The sequence below is a fragment of the Pseudomonas sp. S4_EA_1b genome, from assembly GCF_016307435.1.
Lineage (GTDB): Bacteria > Pseudomonadota > Gammaproteobacteria > Pseudomonadales > Pseudomonadaceae > Aquipseudomonas > Aquipseudomonas rhodesiae.
On the sequence record NZ_JAEILC010000047.1, the window covers coordinates 56,938 to 76,727 of the forward strand.

Annotated in this window: 17 protein-coding genes; 16 read left to right on the plus strand and 1 reads right to left on the minus strand. The window is 59.5% G+C overall.

Going from position 1 to position 19,790, the window contains the following annotated elements; genetic code table 11:
- Positions 1-18 precede the first annotated feature (18 nt).
- The 8 genes from dnaE (at position 19) to ispD (ending at position 11,457) form a co-directional block, all read left to right on the plus strand.
- A complete protein-coding gene (gene dnaE, locus YA0848_RS16910) occupies positions 19-3,540 on the plus strand; it encodes a DNA polymerase III subunit alpha (RefSeq protein WP_034096250.1) in 3,522 nt (1,173 codons plus the stop codon).
- Positions 3,541-3,680: 140 nt separating this feature from the next.
- Positions 3,681-4,628 (plus strand): acetyl-CoA carboxylase carboxyltransferase subunit alpha, encoded by a 948-nt coding sequence (locus tag YA0848_RS16915; RefSeq protein WP_034096251.1) that lies wholly within the window; start codon positions 3,681-3,683, stop codon positions 4,626-4,628.
- 162 nt (positions 4,629-4,790) lie between these two features.
- Entirely contained in the window at positions 4,791-6,101 is a 1,311-nt protein-coding gene (gene tilS, locus YA0848_RS16920) for a tRNA lysidine(34) synthetase TilS (protein ID WP_169903674.1), read from the plus strand.
- A gap of 273 nt (positions 6,102-6,374) precedes the next feature.
- Positions 6,375-8,006, plus strand: a complete 1,632-nt coding sequence (locus YA0848_RS16925; RefSeq protein WP_034096253.1) for a CTP synthase — start codon at positions 6,375-6,377, stop codon at positions 8,004-8,006.
- A gap of 4 nt (positions 8,007-8,010) precedes the next feature.
- Positions 8,011-8,856, plus strand: coding sequence for a 3-deoxy-8-phosphooctulonate synthase (gene kdsA, locus YA0848_RS16930; protein WP_034096254.1), 846 nt, complete (start codon positions 8,011-8,013; stop codon positions 8,854-8,856).
- A gap of 157 nt (positions 8,857-9,013) precedes the next feature.
- Positions 9,014-10,303, plus strand: a complete 1,290-nt coding sequence (gene eno / locus YA0848_RS16935) for a phosphopyruvate hydratase (RefSeq protein WP_034096255.1) — start codon at positions 9,014-9,016, stop codon at positions 10,301-10,303.
- A gap of 171 nt (positions 10,304-10,474) precedes the next feature.
- Positions 10,475-10,753, plus strand: coding sequence for a cell division protein FtsB (gene ftsB / locus YA0848_RS16940; RefSeq protein WP_034096256.1), 279 nt, complete (start codon positions 10,475-10,477; stop codon positions 10,751-10,753).
- A complete protein-coding gene (gene ispD, locus YA0848_RS16945; RefSeq protein WP_034112175.1) occupies positions 10,750-11,457 on the plus strand; it encodes a 2-C-methyl-D-erythritol 4-phosphate cytidylyltransferase in 708 nt (235 codons plus the stop codon). Before ftsB ends, ispD begins: the two co-directional genes overlap by 4 nt.
- Positions 11,458-11,579: 122 nt before the next feature.
- Here ispD and YA0848_RS16950 read toward each other — a convergent pair whose 3' ends face one another.
- Positions 11,580-12,476, minus strand: coding sequence for a LysR substrate-binding domain-containing protein (locus tag YA0848_RS16950; protein ID WP_034096258.1), 897 nt, complete (start codon positions 12,474-12,476; stop codon positions 11,580-11,582).
- 108 nt (positions 12,477-12,584) lie between these two features.
- Between YA0848_RS16950 and YA0848_RS16955 the strand changes: the two genes are divergently transcribed.
- From YA0848_RS16955 to rpoS, 8 genes are all read left to right on the plus strand, one after another.
- Positions 12,585-13,697 carry an S-(hydroxymethyl)glutathione dehydrogenase/class III alcohol dehydrogenase gene (locus YA0848_RS16955; RefSeq protein WP_169903675.1) on the plus strand — a complete coding sequence of 371 codons (1,113 nt, stop codon included), beginning with the start codon at positions 12,585-12,587 and terminating at the stop codon, positions 13,695-13,697.
- An 8-nt stretch (positions 13,698-13,705) separates the two neighbouring features.
- Positions 13,706-14,551: an S-formylglutathione hydrolase gene (gene fghA / locus YA0848_RS16960; protein WP_034096260.1), complete on the plus strand. Its 846-nt coding sequence runs from the start codon at positions 13,706-13,708 to the stop codon at positions 14,549-14,551.
- A 54-nt stretch (positions 14,552-14,605) separates the two neighbouring features.
- Positions 14,606-15,079 (plus strand): 2-C-methyl-D-erythritol 2,4-cyclodiphosphate synthase, encoded by a 474-nt coding sequence (ispF, locus tag YA0848_RS16965; RefSeq protein WP_012722614.1) that lies wholly within the window; start codon positions 14,606-14,608, stop codon positions 15,077-15,079.
- On the plus strand, positions 15,076-16,134 hold the full coding sequence (truD, locus tag YA0848_RS16970) for a tRNA pseudouridine(13) synthase TruD (protein ID WP_034096261.1): 1,059 nt from the start codon (positions 15,076-15,078) through the stop codon (positions 16,132-16,134). Before ispF ends, truD begins: the two co-directional genes overlap by 4 nt.
- On the plus strand, positions 16,122-16,871 hold the full coding sequence (surE, locus tag YA0848_RS16975; RefSeq protein WP_034096262.1) for a 5'/3'-nucleotidase SurE: 750 nt from the start codon (positions 16,122-16,124) through the stop codon (positions 16,869-16,871). The genes truD and surE overlap by 13 nt, the downstream gene beginning before the upstream one ends.
- A 41-nt stretch (positions 16,872-16,912) precedes the next feature.
- Complete coding sequence (locus YA0848_RS16980; RefSeq protein ID WP_169867554.1) at positions 16,913-17,548, plus strand: protein-L-isoaspartate(D-aspartate) O-methyltransferase; 636 nt, start codon at positions 16,913-16,915, stop codon at positions 17,546-17,548.
- A gap of 207 nt (positions 17,549-17,755) precedes the next feature.
- Positions 17,756-18,592, plus strand: a complete 837-nt coding sequence (locus YA0848_RS16985; RefSeq protein WP_034096264.1) for a peptidoglycan DD-metalloendopeptidase family protein — start codon at positions 17,756-17,758, stop codon at positions 18,590-18,592.
- 104 nt (positions 18,593-18,696) lie between these two features.
- Positions 18,697-19,701 (plus strand): RNA polymerase sigma factor RpoS, encoded by a 1,005-nt coding sequence (rpoS, locus tag YA0848_RS16990; RefSeq protein ID WP_034096265.1) that lies wholly within the window; start codon positions 18,697-18,699, stop codon positions 19,699-19,701.
- Positions 19,702-19,790 lie beyond the last annotated feature (89 nt).

Below are 19,790 nucleotides of genomic sequence, written 5' to 3' on the forward strand. Positions count from 1 at the left end.
TATTAGAACAGGATCACTATGCCGGCTTCATTCGTTCACCTGCGCCTGCACACTGAATACTCCCTGGTCGACGGCCTGGTACGGATCAAACCCCTGGTCAAAACCCTGGTGGGCATGAACATGCCTGCGGTGGCGGTGACTGATCAGAACAACATGTGTTCCCTGGTCAAGTTCTATAAAAATGCCATGGCCGCCGGCATCAAGCCGATCTGCGGCGCCGACCTGTGGCTGTCCAACAAAGACCCCGACAACCCCTTGAGCCGCATCAGCCTGTTGGCGATGAATGGCGTCGGCTATCGCAACCTCACCGAACTGATTTCCCGCGGTTTTATCGACGGTCAGCGCAATGGCTCGATCATCATCGAGCGCGAGTGGGTGGCCGAAGCCAGCGAAGGGCTGATCATGCTGTCCGCCGCTAAAGAGGGCGAGATCGGTATCGCGCTGCTGGGCGGCAATCCCCAGGAAGCCGAAGTGCTGGCCCGCGAGTGGATGCAGGTTTTTCCCGACCGTTTCTATTTGGAAGTGCAGCGCACCAATCGGCCCAACGATGAAGAGCACCTGCACGCCGCCGTAGCATTGGCCGACAAACTCGGTGCGCCGCTGGTGGCGACCAATGATGTGCGCTTTATCAAGAAGGAAGATTTCGAGGCCCACGAAACCCGAGTGTGCATCGGCGAAGGCCGAGCCCTGGATGACCCGCGCCGTTCGAAGAATTACAGCGAAGAGCAGTACCTTAAAAGCGCCGAAGAAATGGCCGAGCTGTTCAGCGACCTGCCTGAGGCCCTGGAAAACTCTGTCGAGATCGCCAAGCGCTGCAATATCGAAGTGAAGCTGGGCAAGCACTTCCTGCCTAACTTCCCGATTCCAGATGGCATGACCATCGATGAATATTTCCGCAAGGTCTCGTTCGATGGCCTTGAGGAGCGGCTGGCGGTCCTGCTGCCCAAGGAAACCACCGAAGACTATGAAGCCAAGCGCCAGGTCTATGTCGACCGGTTGAATTTCGAGCTGGATATCATTATCCAGATGGGGTTCCCCGGTTACTTCCTGATCGTGATGGACTTTATTCAGTGGGCCAAGAACAACGGCGTGCCGGTGGGCCCGGGCCGGGGGTCAGGTGCTGGCTCGCTGGTGGCCTATGTGCAGAAGATCACCGACCTTGACCCGCTGGAATACGACCTGCTGTTCGAGCGATTCCTGAACCCGGAGCGGGTTTCCATGCCCGACTTCGACGTCGACTTCTGCATGGACGGTCGCGACCGCGTGATCGAATACGTGGCCGAAAAATATGGCCGCAACGCCGTGAGCCAGATCATTACCTTCGGTTCCATGGCGGCCAAGGCGGTGATCCGCGACGTGGCGCGGGTGCAGGGCAAGTCCTACGGCCTGGCTGATCGTCTGTCGAAGATGATCCCGTTCGAAGTCGGCATGACCCTGGAGAAGGCTTACGAGCAGGAAGAGATCCTGCGCGATTTCATCAAAGTCGACGAAGAAGCCGCCGAAATCTGGGAGATGGCCCGCAAACTTGAGGGCGTAGTGCGTAACGTCGGTAAGCACGCCGGTGGCGTGGTGATCGCGCCTACCAAACTCACCGATTTTTCGCCGATCTATTGCGACGAAGAAGGCGACGGCCTGGTAACCCAGTTCGACAAGGATGACGTGGAGGCGGCCGGCCTGGTGAAGTTCGACTTTCTCGGCCTGCGTACCCTGACCATCATCGACTGGGCCCTCAAAACCATCAACCGCGACCGCGCCAAGGTGGGCGAGGAACCGCTGGATATCGCCTTTATTCCGCTGGACGACAAGCCGACCTACACCCTGCTGCAAAAAGCCGAAACCACGGCGGTGTTCCAGCTTGAATCCCGCGGTATGAAAGAGCTGATCAAAAAGCTCAAGCCCGACTGCCTGGAAGACTTGATCGCACTGGTGGCCCTGTTCCGTCCGGGCCCGCTGCAATCAGGCATGGTGGATGACTTCATCAACCGTAAGCACGGGCGTGCCGAGCTGGCGTACCCGCATTCCGATTACCAGTATGAAGGCCTCAAGCCAGTATTGGCGCCGACCTACGGCATCATCCTGTATCAGGAACAGGTGATGCAGATTGCTCAGGTGATGGCGGGCTATACCCTGGGCGGCGCCGACATGCTGCGTCGTGCGATGGGTAAGAAAAAGCCTGAGGAAATGGCCAAGCAGCGTGGTGGTTTCATTGAGGGTTGCGCCACTAACAACATCGACGCCGATCTGGCGGGTAACATCTTCGACCTGGTGGAGAAATTCGCCGGTTACGGCTTCAACAAGTCCCACTCTGCCGCCTATGGCTTGGTGTCGTACCAGACCGCCTGGCTGAAAGCGCACTATCCGGCGCCGTTCATGGCCGCGGTACTGTCGGCGGATATGCACAACACCGACAAGGTCGTGACCTTGATCGAGGAAGTGCGCACCATGAAGCTGCGCCTCGACGCGCCGGACGTGAACGCCTCGGAGTTCAAGTTCACGGTCAACGACGAAGGCCGCATTATTTATGGCCTGGGTGCGATCAAAGGCGTGGGCGAGGGCCCGGTGGAAGCCATCACCGAAGCGCGTCAGGACGGGCCTTTCAAAGATCTGTTCGACTTCTGCGCGCGGGTCGATCTCAAACGTATCAACAAGCGAACCCTGGATGGCTTGATCCGCAGTGGCGCACTCGACCGTCTCGGCCCTTATTTCCATGATGAGCCCAAGGCTTATCAGGCCAATATCGACCGCAACCGCGCGGTGCTGCTGGCCGCCATGGAAGAAGCGATCAAGGCCGCCGAACAGACCGCCCGCACCCACGACAGTGGGCATGCCGACCTGTTCGGAGGTTTGTTCGTCGAAGAAGACGCGGACGTGTACGCCAATCACCGCAAGGCCAAGGAGTTAACCCTCAAGGAGCGGCTCAAGGGCGAAAAAGACACCTTGGGCCTCTATCTCACCGGCCACCCGATCGACGAGTACGAAGGGGAAATCCGCCGTTTCGCCCGTCAGCGCATCATCGACCTGAAACCGGCGCGGGATACCCAGACCGTGGCCGGCATGATCATTGCGCTGCGGGTGATGAAAAATAAAAAGGGCGACAAGATGGGGTTCATCACCCTTGACGACCGTTCGGGCCGGATCGAAGCCTCATTGTTCGCCGATGCGTTCCACTCTGCTCAGTCGCTTTTGCAGACCGACGCCATGGTGGTGGTGGAAGGGGAGGTCAGCAACGACGACTTCTCCGGCGGCCTGCGCCTGCGGATCAAGCGTGTAATGAGCATGGAAGATGCCCGCACCAACCTGGCCGAAAGCCTGCGCCTGAAAGTTAAAACCGAGGCGCTCAAGGGCGATCAGCTACGCTGGTTGGGTGAGTTGCTCAAGCGGCATCGGGGCGCGTGCCCGGTGACCATGGAGTACACCGGTAACGATGCCAAGGCCATGCTCCAGTTTGGCGAGACCTGGCGAATTGATCCCGCCGACGGCTTGATTCAAGCTTTGCGTGACCAGTTCGGGCGAGACAACGTCTTCCTCCAATACCGTTGATGGCTGGCCCGGTAGTGGCATTCAGCGTGATCGACAAAACATTTAATCTCGACCTAAACGCGCCTCTCCCTTAAGGTAGGGCGCGAATAGACAACCGGCTGGCCAGGCACTCCCTGGCCGTCGACCCAAGACGGACGCTTATGAACCCGAATTTTCTTGATTTCGAACAGCCGATCGCTGACCTGCAAGCCAAGATCGAAGAGCTGCGCCTGGTCGGCAATGACAATTCGCTGAATATCGGCGATGAGATCGCCCGCCTGCAAGACAAGAGCAGCACGCTCACCGAAGACATCTTCGGCAAACTGACCAGCTGGCAGATCGCGCGCCTGGCCCGCCACCCGCGCCGGCCTTACACCCTGGATTACATCCAGCACATTTTTACCGAGTTCGACGAACTGCACGGTGATCGTCACTTCTCCGACGACGCGGCTATCGTGGGCGGTATTGCGCGTCTGGACGACCAGCCAGTGATGGTGATCGGTCACCAGAAAGGCCGTGAAGTTCGCGAGAAGGTGCGCCGCAACTTCGGTATGCCGCGTCCGGAAGGCTACCGCAAGGCGTGCCGTCTGATGGAAATGGCCGAGCGTTTCAAGATGCCGATCCTGACCTTTATCGATACCCCGGGCGCTTACCCAGGCATCGACGCCGAAGAGCGCAACCAGAGCGAAGCGATCGCCTGGAACCTGCGCGTGATGGCCCGTCTGAAAACGCCGATCATCGCCACCGTGATTGGTGAGGGTGGTTCCGGCGGTGCATTGGCGATTGGCGTCTGCGACCAGTTGAACATGCTGCAATATTCGACCTACGCGGTGATCTCGCCGGAAGGTTGCGCCTCGATCCTGTGGAAAACCGCCGAAAAAGCGCCGGACGCCGCCGAAGCCATGGGCATCACCGCCGATCGCCTTAAAGGGCTGGGTATCGTCGACAAAGTGATCGCCGAGCCACTGGGCGGTGCCCATCGTGACCCGGCTGCCGCTGCCGCGACCATCCGCGCAGAGTTGGGCTCGCAACTGGCGATGCTCAAGAAGATGGATAACGAAGCGCTGTTGGCTCGTCGTTATGAGCGCCTGATGAGCTACGGTCTCTAAAGTCGCAGCAGTACTAATGTGGGAGGGGGCTTGCCCCCGATAGCGGTGGATCAGTCAGCAAATACAGGGACTGAAACTCAGCAATCGGGGCGCAATCCCTCTCCCACATTTGCTTTGTGTATGCTTGGTCAACGTATTCCAGATTTGCGGCGGTAGCGTTTGATGAAACCAACTTTACCCGCCAAACTCCTGCAAGCCCTGGCCCCCTGGCGCGACGCCCCGGCTTGGCATATCGCTTTCTCTGGCGGTCTTGATTCCACTGTGCTGCTGCATCTCCTGGCCACCGCCAAACCCCTTGTGCCTCTAAGCGCCGTCCATATCCACCATGGCTTGCAAGCCGCTGCCGACGCTTGGCCAAGCCATTGCCAGTCGGTGTGTGACTACCTGGGAGTGCCCTTGCGTATCATGCGCGTGCAAGTGCCGGCTGGTGCCAGTCTCGAGCGTGCGGCGCGTGATGCGCGTTATCAGGCGTTTGCGCAAGTTATCGGAGCAGGGGAGGTGATGCTCACCGCCCAGCATCGCGAAGACCAGGCCGAAACCTTGCTGTTTCGGCTGTTACGCGGCGCAGGCGTACGGGGGTTGGCAGCCATGCCCGTGCACCGTCCGTTGGCGGGCGGGCACTTGGTCCGCCCGTTGTTGGGCGTCTCTCGGGCAGAGCTGGAAGCCTATGCCGTGGAGCATCAGCTTCAATGGATCGCAGACCCTTCCAATGCAGACAATCGCTTCTCCCGCAATTACCTGCGCCACCGCGTATTCCCGATACTGACCGAGCGCTGGCCGCAAGCCGTCCCCGGGCTGGCCCGCAGTGCCGAGCACTTGAGTGAAGCCCAGGGCCTGCTCGATGAGTTGGCCAGGATGGATCTGCAAGCCGCCGAACAACCTTCAGCGTTTCCCTGGTTGGGCTTGCCATCCCTGGCGCTTGCTCCGCTGCGAGAGCTTTCCGATGCCCGTCAGCGCAATGCTTTGCGCCATTGGCTGAATCCGCTGACACGCCTGCCCGACAGCGATCACTGGGTCGGCTGGCAATCCTTACGTGATGCCAAGCACGACGCACAACCGTTATGGTCTCTGGCTGATGGGCAATTACATCGTTGCGGTGAGCGCATCTGGTGGTTGCCTTCCTGCTGGTCGGAATTTTCCGATGTGCCGGTGAGCTGGTCTGATGCGCTACGCCCGCTACAGTTACCCGGTAATGGTGAGCTGAGATTTTGCGGCAAGGCGCCCGCAGGTCCGTTGGAGGTCCGTTACCGCCAGGGCGGTGAAATCGTCGATGTGCCAGGCCGCGGTCGACGGGATCTGAAGCGCTTGCTCAACGAAAGCGGTTTGCCGGGCTTCGTCCGTGGCAGATTGCCGCTGTTGTATCGAGGGGAGTTTTTAGTGGCCGTGCCCAACCTTGCGGGATTGTGGGCGCCACCCAGTCAGGACTGGCAATTGCATTGGATACCACAGACCTGCGATCAAGGTTTGAGCTGATAGAGCCTTTCCGGTAGACTACGCTCCCTTCTTGATACAACTTCTGTGGATTCGCCTGAATCGCAGCAGTTGCCGATTACCAAGCAGTCTTTGCTGGGCGATTCCAAAAAATGTGTAGCGATCAACGTACCGGTGTTTCATTGCTGGTCTGTCACAACGCGGCGGTTTTTTTGAAAGGTGCACTGTGATTAATGCAGGTGATCGGGGGCTTCGGCCTCTCTTCGCTTTCCCCGGCGGCTCGGACCGCTTTAACGCAGACTTCTAGGGTTTTTCATGACGCGCTACATATTCGTCACGGGCGGTGTTGTTTCTTCATTGGGGAAAGGCATTGCCTCCGCTTCATTGGCGGCCATCCTGGAGGCGCGGGGGCTTAAAGTCACCATGCTCAAGCTGGACCCGTACATCAACGTCGACCCGGGCACCATGAGCCCGTTCCAGCACGGTGAAGTGTTCGTCACCCACGACGGCGCCGAGACTGACCTGGACCTGGGCCACTACGAGCGGTTCATCCGCACGACCATGACCCAGAACAACAACTTCACCACCGGCCGTGTCTACGAACACGTGCTGCGCAAAGAGCGCCGTGGTGACTACCTGGGTGCGACCATCCAGGTTATTCCGCACATCACTGACGAAATCAAGCGCCGCATCATCAAGGGTGCGGGCGATGCTGACGTGGCGATGGTCGAGATCGGTGGCACCGTGGGTGACATCGAATCCCAACCGTTCCTCGAAGCCATCCGCCAGTTGCGTTTCGAAGTCGGCGCCAAGCGGGCGATGCTGATGCACCTGACTTTGGTGCCATACATCGCCACCGCCGGCGAAACCAAAACCAAGCCTACCCAGCACTCGGTCAAGGAACTGCGTTCCATCGGCCTGCAGCCGGACGTGCTGGTCTGCCGTTCCGATCATCCGATCGACATTTCCTCGCGTCGCAAGATCGCGCAGTTCACCAACGTTGAAGAACGTGCGGTAATTGCCCTGGAAGACGCCGACACCATCTACAAGATCCCGGGCATCCTGCATTCGCAAGGTCTGGATGATTTTGTGGTCGAACGTTTCGGCCTGCAGTGTGGCGGCGCGGACTTGTCCGAGTGGGATGCAGTGGTCGACGCCAAGCTCAACCCTGAGCACGAAGTCACCATCGCCATGGTCGGCAAGTACATGGAGCTGCTGGACGCGTACAAGTCGCTGATCGAAGCGATGAGCCACGCCGGTATCAGCAACCGCACCAAGGTCAACCTGCGCTACATCGATTCCGAAGACATCGAGAACCAAGGCACTGCGCTGCTCGAAGGCGTGGACGCGATCCTCGTACCTGGCGGTTTCGGCTTGCGCGGCGTGGAAGGCAAGATCACGGCCGTTCAATACGCCCGTGAGAACAAGGTTCCGTACCTGGGTATCTGCCTGGGCATGCAAGTGGCTGTCATCGAATTCGCCCGGAACGTGTTGGGCTGGAAAGACGCCAACTCCACCGAGTTCGACAGCAAGAGCGGTCACCCGGTCGTGGGCCTGATCACCGAGTGGGAAGACGCCACCGGTGCGGTCGAAGTACGTACCGAGGCCTCCGACCTGGGCGGCACCATGCGCCTGGGCGCGCAGGATTGCCTGCTGGAGCCGGGCTCGCTGGTTCACGACTGCTACGGCAAGGACGTGATCGTCGAGCGTCACCGTCACCGCTACGAAGTGAACAACAACCTGCTGCCGCAGATCAAAGAGGCCGGCCTGAAAATCTCCGGTCGCTCGGGCGATGGCGCGTTGGTTGAAGTGGTCGAGGCGCCGGATCATCCGTGGTTCGTGGCTTGCCAGTTCCACCCCGAGTTCACCTCGACACCGCGCGACGGTCACCCACTGTTCAGCGGTTTCGTCAAAGCTGCACTGACGCAACATCAGAAGAAGGCGTAAACCGATGGCCCAGAAGATCATTCGCGTAGGCGATATCGAGATTGCCAACGACAAGCCCATGGTGCTGTTCGGCGGCATGAACGTACTGGAAAGTCGCGACATGGCGATGCAGGTCTGTGAAGAATATGTGCGGGTCACCCAGAAGCTGGGCATCCCTTATGTATTCAAGGCCAGCTTCGACAAGGCCAACCGTTCGTCTGTGACGTCCTATCGCGGCCCAGGCCTTGAAGAAGGCATGCGGATCTTCCAGGACATCAAGCAAGCCTTCGGCGTGCCGGTCATCACCGACGTCCACGAGCCTGCGCAGGCGGCCGTGGTCGCCGAAGTGTGTGACATCATTCAGTTGCCGGCCTTTCTGTCGCGCCAGACCGACCTCGTGGTCGCCATGGCCAAGACCGGTGCAGTGATCAATATCAAGAAAGCCCAGTTCCTTGCGCCTCAGGAAATGAAACACATCCTGAGCAAGTGCGTGGAAGCGGGTAACGACCAGTTGATCCTCTGCGAGCGCGGTTCCAGCTTCGGCTACAACAACCTCGTGGTGGACATGCTCGGTTTCGGCATCATGAAACAGTTCGAATACCCGGTGTTCTTCGACGTGACCCACGCGCTGCAAATGCCCGGTGGTCGCTCGGACTCCGCAGGCGGGCGTCGCGCCCAGGTCACCGACCTGGCCAAGGCCGGCATGAGCCAATCCCTGGCCGGCCTGTTCCTGGAAGCCCACCCGGACCCGGATAACGCCAAGTGCGACGGCCCTTGTGCCCTGCGCCTGGATAAACTTGAACCGTTCCTGGCCCAGCTCAAGCAGTTGGACGAACTGGTCAAGAGTTTTCCGACGGTAGAGACCGCGTAAGCCGGGTTTCTCCGGTAGAGTATCCCACGCTAAACGCTCAGGCCTGCGGGCCTGAGTCTTGTCGCCTGCAAGCCTGCCCCGTTGTTCCACCCTTGCGGTCGGTCAAAAGTTTTCCTTCAGCTGCGTCGTTTTCGTCAACTTTGGAGTGTTTACAACAATGGCAAAAATCGTCGACATCAAAGGTCGTGAAGTTCTCGACTCCCGTGGCAACCCCACCGTCGAAGCCGACGTGCTTCTCGATAACGGCATCATCGGCAGCGCTTGTGCGCCGTCCGGTGCTTCCACCGGTTCGCGCGAAGCGCTGGAACTGCGTGATGGCGACAAGAGCCGTTACCTGGGTAAGGGTGTCCTCAAGGCTGTCGCCAACATCAATGGTCCGATCCGTGACCTGCTGCTGGGTAAAGACCCGCTGGATCAGAAAGCCCTGGACCACGCGATGATCAAGCTCGACGGCACTGACAACAAAGGCAGCCTGGGCGCCAACGCCATTCTCGCCGTATCCCTGGCCGCCGCTAAGGCCGCTGCCCAGGACCAGGACCTGCCGTTGTACGCGCACATCGCCAACCTGAACGGCACCCCAGGCGTCTACTCGATGCCCGTACCGATGATGAACATCATCAACGGTGGCGAGCATGCCGATAACAACGTCGACATCCAGGAATTCATGGTGCAGCCGGTTGGCGCCAAGACCTTCTCCGAAGGCCTGCGCATGGGCACCGAGATTTTCCATCACCTCAAAGCCGTACTCAAAGCCCGTGGCTTGAGCACTGCGGTCGGCGACGAAGGCGGTTTCGCACCGAACCTGGCGTCCAACGAAGATGCGCTGAAAGTTATCTCCGAAGCCGTGGCCAACGCTGGCTACACCCTGGGCACCGACGTGACCCTGGCCCTGGACTGCGCGGCCAGCGAGTTCTACGAAGACGGTAAATACAACCTGTCCGGCGAAGGCCAGGTGTTCAACTCCGAAGGTTTTGCCGAGTACCTGAAGGGCCTGACCCAGCGCTACCCGATCATCTCGATCGAAGACGGCCTGGACGAGTCCGACTGGGATGGCTGGAAGATTCTCACCGACAAGATCGGCGAGAAGATCCAACTGGTGGGCGACGACCTGTTCGTGACCAACACCAAGATCCTGAAAGAAGGCATCGATAAAAAGATCGCCAACTCGATCCTGATCAAGTTCAACCAGATCGGTACCCTGACCGAGACCCTGGAAGCCATCCAGATGGCCAAGGCCGCAGGTTATACCGCTGTGATCTCGCACCGCTCCGGCGAAACCGAAGACTCGACCATTGCCGACCTGGCCGTGGGCACCTCGGCTGGCCAGATCAAGACCGGCTCGCTGTGCCGTTCCGACCGCGTTTCCAAGTACAACCAATTGCTGCGTATCGAAGAGCAACTGGCTGGCAAAGCCAAGTACAACGGTCGCGGTGAGTTTCGCGGCTGAGGGTTAAATGGTAAAAAGTCGGCGGATTGCGTCGGAAAACTCACGACAGGGTGAATTTCGGCGTTAATCTGGTGACTATCTAGCACAAGCCTGGTTCTTCCAGGCTTCGTGCTATCAGTTGCTTCAAAAGTTTTGCATGGCTGTCTTTTTCCACTGGATACCCGATATTCGATGCGCAGTCCCAATTGGTTGTTTCTTGTCTTGCTCTTGCTGCTGGCTGGCCTGCAGTACCGCCTATGGGTAGGTAATGGCAGCTTTGCGCAGGTAAAAGACCTGACCCAACAAATTGCCGATCAGCGTGCCGAGAACGAACGCTTGCTGGAGCGCAACCGCGTGCTCGATGCCGAGGTCCTTGAGTTGAAAAAGGGCACGGAGACCGTCGAAGAGCGGGCTCGCCATGAGTTGGGCATGGTCAAGGAGGGTGAAACCCTCTACCAGTTGGCCCAATGAGTCAGCGTTTGCCGGCCTTCTGGGCCGTGATTCCTGCCGCGGGCGTTGGTGCCCGTATGGCCGCGGACCGTCCCAAGCAATACCTGCAACTGGGCGGACGCACGATTCTCGAACACAGCCTCGGCTGTTTCCTCGACCACCCCTTGCTCAAGGGCCTGGTGGTCAGCCTCGCTTCTGATGATCCTTATTGGCCCGCCCTGGCGTGTGCTGCCGACCCGCGTATCCAACGCGCGGACGGTGGTGCGGAGCGTTCGGGCTCGGTACTCAACGCGCTGCTGCAGCTCAATGCCCTGGGCGCCTGCGATGACGATTGGGTCTTGGTGCATGATGCGGCGCGGCCTAACCTGAGCCGTGATGATCTCGATAAATTGCTGGCTGAGTTGGCGGACGATCCGGTCGGTGGCCTGCTGGCGGTGCCGGCTCGCGATACCCTCAAGCGCGTCGACAAGCAGGGGCGGGTGGTGGAGACCGTCGATCGCAGTTTGATCTGGCAAGCCTATACGCCGCAGATGTTCCGCCTCGGGGCCTTGCACCGCGCATTGGCCGACAGCCTGGTGGCCGATGCGCTGATCACTGATGAAGCCTCGGCGATGGAATGGTCCGGGCAGGCGCCGCGCTTGATCGAAGGGCGCTCGGATAATATCAAGGTGACCCGTCCGGAAGATCTGGAGTGGTTACGACTGCGTTGGGCCAATCGTCGATAGTCAGTTGCACCGGGTCGACTTCATCGCAGGCAAGCCACATTCAATCACCTTCTCCCCATGCCGCTCGGTCAACTGTGTGAGCCGGGCTTGCCCGCGATGAGCCCCATCTAGACATCCAATACTCAACCGCTGTACTCCGGCCGCTCGGCCAAGCCCTCCTTCAAGAAATCCACCAACTTCCTGACCTTTGGCGATAAATGTCGTTGCTGCGGATACAGCGCCCACACCGCCGTATTCGGTGGTTGATGGGCCTCCAACAGCGACACCAGTGCGCCCGTGTGCAGGTGCTCCAGCACGTAATAGTCCGGCAGCTGGCACAAACCCACACCTTGCAGCGCCGCATCCAACACGGCTTGCCCACTGTTGCAGCGCCAGTTTCCCTGCACGCGCTGAGCAAATTCGCGTCCGTCCTGGGCCAATTGCCAAATGTCCGAACTGCCGATCAGACAATTGTGCCGAGTCAATTCCGACAAGCTATGTGGCCGACCATACCGTGCCAGGTAGGACGGTGAAGCGCACAGGAACATGCGTCGCGGCGCGAGGCGGCTGGCGACCATACGCGAGTCTTGCAGGCGGCCCAGGCGAATCGCCAGGTCGAGGCCTTCGTGCACCAGGTCCAGCTGACGGTTGCTCAGTTCGATATCCACTCGCAGCTGTGGATACAGGCGCATAAATCGGGTCACCAGCGGCACGATAAAGCGCTCGCCGTAAGCCACGGCACAGGTCATGCGCAACATGCCCTTGGGTTCGCTGGTCAGGTCGCCCACGGCACGCAAGGCTTCTTCGCGGCCATCCTGCAGGCGTTGGCAATGCTGCAAAAAGGTCTGGCCGGCCTCGGTCAAGGTGACCTTGCGGGTACTGCGATAAAGCAGCCGTGTTTGCAGTCGGTCTTCCAGGCGCGCGACTTGCCGGCTGATATGGGATGACGAAACCCCAAGACGCTCAGCGGCGGCGGTGAACTGGCTGCACTCGGCGACTGCGACGAACTCGTCGATGCCTTCCCAGCGGTTTTCCTGCATAGTGATTATCCCTGTGCAGCAATAAAGTTTTGCTTTTGACTGGATTATTAATCATTCGGCCATGTTTTACACTCTCAGCCTCAGTTGTTAACCCATGGAGAAACCCGGATGATCAAGTCTCGCGCCGCCGTAGCCTTCGAAGCCAAGAAGCCCCTCGAAATCGTAGAAGTGGATGTCGCCATGCCCAAGGCCGGCGAAGTGCTGTTGCGGGTGGTTGCCTCCGGCGTGTGCCATACCGACGCCTACACCCTCTCGGGCGCCGATCCGGAAGGCATCTTCCCGTCGATTCTCGGCCACGAAGGCGGCGCAGTGGTCGAAGCCATCGGTGAGGGCGTGACTTCCGTTGCGGTCGGCGACCATGTGATCCCGCTGTACACCCCGGAATGTGGCCAGTGCAAATTCTGCCGCTCGGGTAAAACCAACCTGTGTCAGGCCATTCGCTCCACCCAGGGCAAAGGCTTGATGCCCGATGGCACCACGCGTTTTTCCTACAAAGGTCAGCCAATTTTCCATTACATGGGTACCTCGACGTTCTCCGAGTACACCGTGCTGCCGGAAATTTCCGTGGCCAAGATTCCCAAAGAAGCACCGTTGGAGAAGGTTTGCCTGCTCGGTTGCGGCGTGACCACCGGTATCGGTGCGGTGATCAACACCGCCAAGGTCAAGCCGGGTGACACCGTCGCCATCTTCGGCCTGGGCGGTATTGGTCTGTCGGCGGTGATCGGTGCGGTCAAGGCCAAGGCCGGACGTATCATCGCCATCGACATCAACCCGGCCAAGTTCGAAATCGCCAAGCAACTGGGCGCCACCGACTGCATCAACCCGAAAGACTACGATCGCCCGATCCAAGACGTGATCGTCGACCTGACTGATGGCGGCGTGGACTTTTCCTTCGAGTGCATCGGCAACGTACAGCTGATGCGCGCGGCCCTTGAGTGCTGCCACAAAGGCTGGGGCGAGTCGGTGATCATCGGCGTTGCCGGTGCCGGCCAGGAAATTTCCACCCGTCCGTTCCAACTGGTCACCGGTCGCGTCTGGCGCGGTTCGGCGTTCGGCGGCGTACGCGGTCGCAGCGAACTGCCAAGCTACGTGGAGATGGCCCAGGCCGGCGAAATCCCGCTGGATACGTTCATCACCCACACCATGGGCCTGGAAGACATCAACAAAGCGTTTGACCTGATGCATGAAGGCAAGAGCATTCGTACCGTCATTCACTTTTGAGGTCGGCCATGAGTCTGGAGAACCTGTCGTGCCAGAAAAGCTTCGGCGGCTGGCATAAACGCTATAAACATCATTCCGATGTGCTCGGTTGCGACATGACCTTCGCAGTCTACCTGCCGCCGCAAGCGGAGCAGGGCGGCAAGCTGCCGGTGCTGTACTGGCTGTCCGGCCTGACCTGCACCGATGAGAATTTCATGCAAAAGGCCGGCGCCCAGCGCATGGCCGCCGAACTTGGTTTGATCATCGTGGCCCCGGACACCAGCCCTCGCGGGCCCGGTGTGCCGGGTGACCCGGACAACGCCTGGGACTTCGGCCTTGGCGCCGGGTTCTACCTGAACGCCACCCAAGAACCTTGGGCCAAGCATTATCGGATGCATGACTATGTTGTGCAGGAATTGCCGGCATTGGTGGAGGCGCATTTCCCTGCGTCCGATAAGCGCGGCATCAGCGGCCACTCCATGGGCGGGCATGGCGCTTTGGTGTGTGCGTTGCGCAACCCGGGGCGTTACCTGTCGGTGTCGGCATTTTCGCCGATCAGCAACCCCATGGACTGCCCATGGGGCCAGAAAGCGTTCTCCCGTTACCTGGGTGAAGAACGTTCAAAGTGGCGCGAGTGGGATGCCTGCGTACTGATCAGTGAAGCCTCGCACAAGCTCCCGCTGCTGGTGGATCAGGGCGATCGCGACGATTTCCTTGCCGTGCAGCTCAAGCCCGAAGCCCTGCAGCAGGCAGCGAAAGCGGCCAACCATCCGCTGGAACTGCGGCTGCAACCTGGCTACGACCATAGCTACTTCTTTATCGCCAGCTTCATCGAAGATCATTTGCGACACCATGGTCGTGCTTTGCTCGGTTAATGTGAGGCAAAAGTAGGTAGAATCACGCCCTGAATTAAATCGGGGCGTTTTTTTATGCGTATTGGCCACGGCTACGATGTGCACCGTTTCGCTGAGGGCGATTTCATCACCTTGGGCGGCGTGCGCATTGCACACCACCATGGGTTGCTGGCTCATTCCGACGGCGACGTTGTGCTGCATGCCTTGAGCGATGCGTTGCTCGGCGCGGCGGCATTGGGTGATATCGGCAAGCATTTTCCAGACACCGACCCCACCTTCAAAGGTGCCGACAGCCGGGTGCTGCTGCGCCATGTGGTCGGCCTGATCCATGCAAAAGGCTGGAAGGTCGGTAATGTCGACAACACTATCGTGGCCCAGGCACCGAAAATGGCACCCCATATCGAATCCATGCGCGCGCTGATTGCCGCGGACCTGCAAATTGAATTGGATCAAGTCAACGTGAAAGCCACCACCACCGAAAAGCTCGGGTTTACCGGTCGTGAAGAGGGCATTGCGGTGCACTCCGTCGCCTTGTTGCTGCGCGCATGAGTGATCTGCAACTGCTGGGCCCGCGGGCCTATGGCGAGGCATTGGGCAGTGCTGTACTGAAAGCCACGGCCGAAGATTTCCAAGTGGACGAAGTGCTCGATATCCCGCTGACCGGCGAGGGTGAGCATCTGTGGCTGTGGGTGGAAAAGCGCGGCTTGAACACCGAAGAGGCAGCGCGGCGTATCGCCAAGGCCGCTAGCGTACCGTTGCGCACCGTCAGTTATGCCGGGCTCAAGGATCGCCAGGCACTGACCCGTCAGTGGTTTAGCGTGCAATTGCCCGGCAAGGCCGACCCGGACATGAGCGCCGCTGAAAACGACAGCCTCACTATCCTCAAAACCGCTCGGCATAAACGCAAGTTGCAGCGCGGCGCACATTCGGCCAACGGTTTCACCTTGCGCCTGACCCAATTGGTGGCCGATACCGCCGCGATCGACGCGCGCTTGCAACTGATTGCCCAGCATGGCATTCCCAATTATTTCGGCGCCCAGCGCTTTGGGCATAACGGTGGCAACGTCGTTGACGCGCGCGACTGGGCAGCGCGCAAAGCCTTGCCCGAGCAACGCAATGTGCGCTCGCGGCTGCTGTCCACCGCGCGCAGTTTTCTATTCAACAAAGTCCTGGCGGCGCGCGTGGCCGATGGCTCCTGGCAGCGCGCCCAGGTGGGCGACTTGCTGGCGTTTACCGACAGCCGCAGTTTTTTCCCGGCGGGCGAGGCCGAGTGCAACGACCCGCGCCTGGCGATCCTGGACCTGCACCCCACCGGGCCGCAATGGGGCGAAGGCGATTCGCCTGCCGCCGGCGCCACCTTCGAGCTGGAACAGGCGGTTGCCGCCAGCGAAGCCGACCTGCGTGATTGGCTGGTGAAGGCGGGCATGAGCCAGGAACGTCGTATTCTTCGACTGCCCATTGGCGGGTTGACGTGGCATTATCCCGGGCCTGACATTCTGCAATTGGAATTCGTCCTGCCGGCCGGATGCTTCGCCACTGTCTTGGTGCGCGAGCTTGTTGATCTGGTGCCGGTGGGGCAGACGGACAGCCCATGCGTATTCTGATATCAAACGATGACGGTGCCACCGCACCCGGCCTTGCCGCGCTCCATGCCGCGCTGCAGGATTATGCCGAGTGCATAGTGGTTGCCCCCGACCAGGACAAGAGCGGCGCCAGCAGTTCGCTGACGCTTGACCGTCCGCTGCATCCGCACGTTCTGCCCAATGGCTTTATCAGTGTGAACGGCACCCCCACCGACTGTGTACACCTGGCGATCAACAGCCTGTTGGAGCAGGAGCCGGACCTGGTGGTGTCGGGTATCAACCTCGGCGCCAACCTGGGCGATGATGTGTTGTATTCGGGCACCGTGGCCGCCGCCCTTGAAGGGCGCTTCCTGGGGCGCACCTCGTTTGCCTTCTCTTTTGCCTCGCGCCAGCTCGACAACCTGCCGACCGCTGCCCATTTCGCACGTTTGCTGGTCGAGGCCCACGGTTCCCTGGACCTGCCGCCGCGTACGGTACTGAACGTCAATGTCCCCAACTTGCCCCTCGACCATATTCGCGGTATCCAGCTCACGCGTCTGGGCCATCGCGCCCGCGCGGCGGCGCCGATGAAGGTGGTCGACCCGCGTGGCAAGGAGGGTTACTGGATCGCGGCCGCCGGTGATGCTGAAGATGGCGGCCCCGGCACCGACTTTCACGCGGTGATGCAAGGTTATGTGTCGATTACTCCGTTGCAACTCGATCGCACCTTCAGTGATGCCTTCGGTAGTCTCGATGGCTGGCTGGAGGGGCTGCGCTGATGGCTCGTGAACAAGACGATCTGCTGCGTCGCGGCATTGGGATGACTTCCCAGCGTACTCGCGAGCGCTTGATCCAGCGCCTGTACGAAGAGGGGCTGTCCAACGCCCAGGTGTTGGAAGTGATCCGGCGCACGCCCCGGCATCTGTTTGTCGATGAGGCCCTGGCCCATCGCGCCTATGAAGACACCGCGCTACCCATCGGGCATAACCAGACGATTTCCCAGCCGTACATGGTTGCGCGCATGAGCGAGCTGCTGCTAGCGGCGGGGCCGCTGGACAAGGTGCTGGAGATCGGTACCGGTTCCGGCTACCAAACAGCCGTGCTGTCGCAGTTGGTGGAACGGGTGTTTTCGGTTGAGCGTATCAAAGTGTTGCAGGACCGCGCCAAGGAACGCCTGGTGGAGTTAAACCTGCGCAACGTGGTCTTCCGCTGGGGAGATGGTTGGGAAGGCTGGCCGGCGCTGGCGCCCTATAACGGCATTATCGTTACCGCAGTGGCCACCGATGTACCGCAGGCATTGCTCGACCAACTGGCACCGGGCGGGCGCCTGGTCATTCCGGTCGGTTCCGGTGAAGTGCAGCAGCTGATGCTGATTGTTCGTGAGGACGAAGGCTTTTCACGACATGTACTGGGTGCCGTGCGCTTTGTGCCCTTGCTCAATGGCCCGCTGGCCTGATCAATTTGCGCGGCCAGTGAATTCTGTTGGCGCGGATGTGTCTTACGGCGGGGTCTATCAAGTCAACATGATGGGTGGCTACATTCCCCGCGCTTGAACATCGGTTTCGCGCGGGTGCCAGTAAAACTTCAGTGCCCAGTTATACTTGCGTCATCTTTCAAGCCTGCTATGGGCGTTCATATTCAGTCACCACAAAGGGAGCGGCGGGTGAGTCTCACAGGTCTTGCGCAGCGTATGAGTAAAACAAGTTTTCAGCGACTGGTGCTTGGCCTTGTGTTCAGTTCCGTGTTGGTCGGCTGTTCAAGCTCGCCAAGCAGTGGCGCACGGGTCGTTGATCGTAACAATTCGGCCCCGCAGAAGCCCACGGTCACCACCGGGCAGTATGTGGTGCGTAAGGGCGACACGTTATTCTCGATCGCCTTCCGTTATGGCTGGGATTACAAGGCTCTCGCAGCTCGAAACAATATTCCTGTGCCCTATACGATCCATCCGGGTCAGACGATCCGCTTCGATGGACGCACAGGCTCGGCCTCTACGACGGTTGTGACAAGCACCGCATCCTCACCTTCGTCCTCCAGTAAAACCACCGTCATTACGCGGCCTGCCGGTACTGCGGCCTCGACCTCCGCCAGCAAACCAGCACCGGCGCCGCAACCTCCTGCAGGTCCTGCACCTACCGGGTGGGGATGGCCCTCAAATGGAGTGCTGATTGGAAAATTCTCTTCAAACGGTAGTTTGAATAAAGGCATTGATATCGCCGGGGATTTGGGACAGCCTGTTTTAGCTGCGTCTGATGGGACGGTGGTGTACGCCGGGAGTGGTCTACGGGGTTACGGCGAACTGGTCATCATCAAACACAGCGATACCTACGTCAGTGCTTACGGTCATAACCGCAGGCTGTTGGTTCGGGAGGGGCAGCAGGTCAAAGTCGGACAGACAATTGCCGAAATGGGGTCAACTGGTACGGACCGGGTGAAACTGCACTTTGAGATTCGCCGTCAAGGGAAGCCTGTAGATCCACTGCAATTCCTACCCCGTCGTTGATGTGTTGCCAGCCTGTTCCTCGCGTAGAAGGAACAGGCTCCAGCGTTGCCAAGGATAAAGGCGTCGCTTGAGCTTGAGGTCGAACTCACCAAAGGACTATAACAATGGCTCTCAGTAAAGAAGCGCCGGAGTTTGACATCGACGATGAGGTTCTCCTTATGGAGAGCGGCATCGCTATGGAATCGATGTCGAATGAGGGACCTGCTACACCTTCAGTTCGAACCAAATCCAAGAACTCCTCCGCGTTAAAGCAACACAAATACATTGATTACACGCGGGCGCTCGACGCGACCCAGCTGTATCTCAATGAGATCGGTTTTTCCCCTTTGCTGACCCCCGAGGAAGAAGTCCACTTTGCGCGCTTGTCGCAAAAGGGCGATCCGGCTGGGCGCAAGCGCATGATTGAAAGCAACCTGCGCCTGGTGGTGAAAATCGCCCGACGCTATGTCAATCGTGGGTTGTCGCTGCTGGACCTGATTGAGGAGGGCAATCTGGGCCTGATCAGGGCAGTTGAGAAATTCGATCCTGAGCGGGGCTTCCGTTTTTCGACCTATGCCACTTGGTGGATTCGCCAGACCATCGAGCGGGCGATCATGAATCAGACCCGGACGATTCGCTTGCCGATCCATGTGGTCAAGGAACTCAATGTCTACCTGCGGGCCGCCCGTGAGCTGACGCAGAAGCTCGATCACGAACCGTCACCTGAAGAGATCGCCAACCTGCTGGAGAAGCCGGTAGGGGAGGTCAAGCGCATGCTTGGTCTCAATGAGCGGGTGTCTTCGGTCGATGTGTCGCTGGGGCCGGATTCGGATAAAACCCTGCTGGACACTTTGACGGATGATCGCCCGACGGATCCTTGTGAGCTGTTGCAGGATGATGATTTGTCTCAAAGCATCGACCAGTGGCTGTCTGAACTCACGGACAAGCAGCGTGAGGTGGTGATTCGCCGCTTCGGCCTGCGCGGTCATGAGAGCAGCACCCTGGAGGATGTGGGCCTGGAGATTGGGCTGACCCGTGAGCGGGTGCGTCAGATCCAGGTGGAAGGGCTCAAGCGCTTGCGTGAGATCCTGGAGAAGAATGGCCTGTCGAGCGAGTCGTTGTTTCAATAGCGGCGCAGTTTGAATGCCTGAATAGGGGAGGGGGCTTGCCCCCGATAGCGGTGTATCAGTCAAAGCAAGTTGAAGTGCGCCCCAAAAGT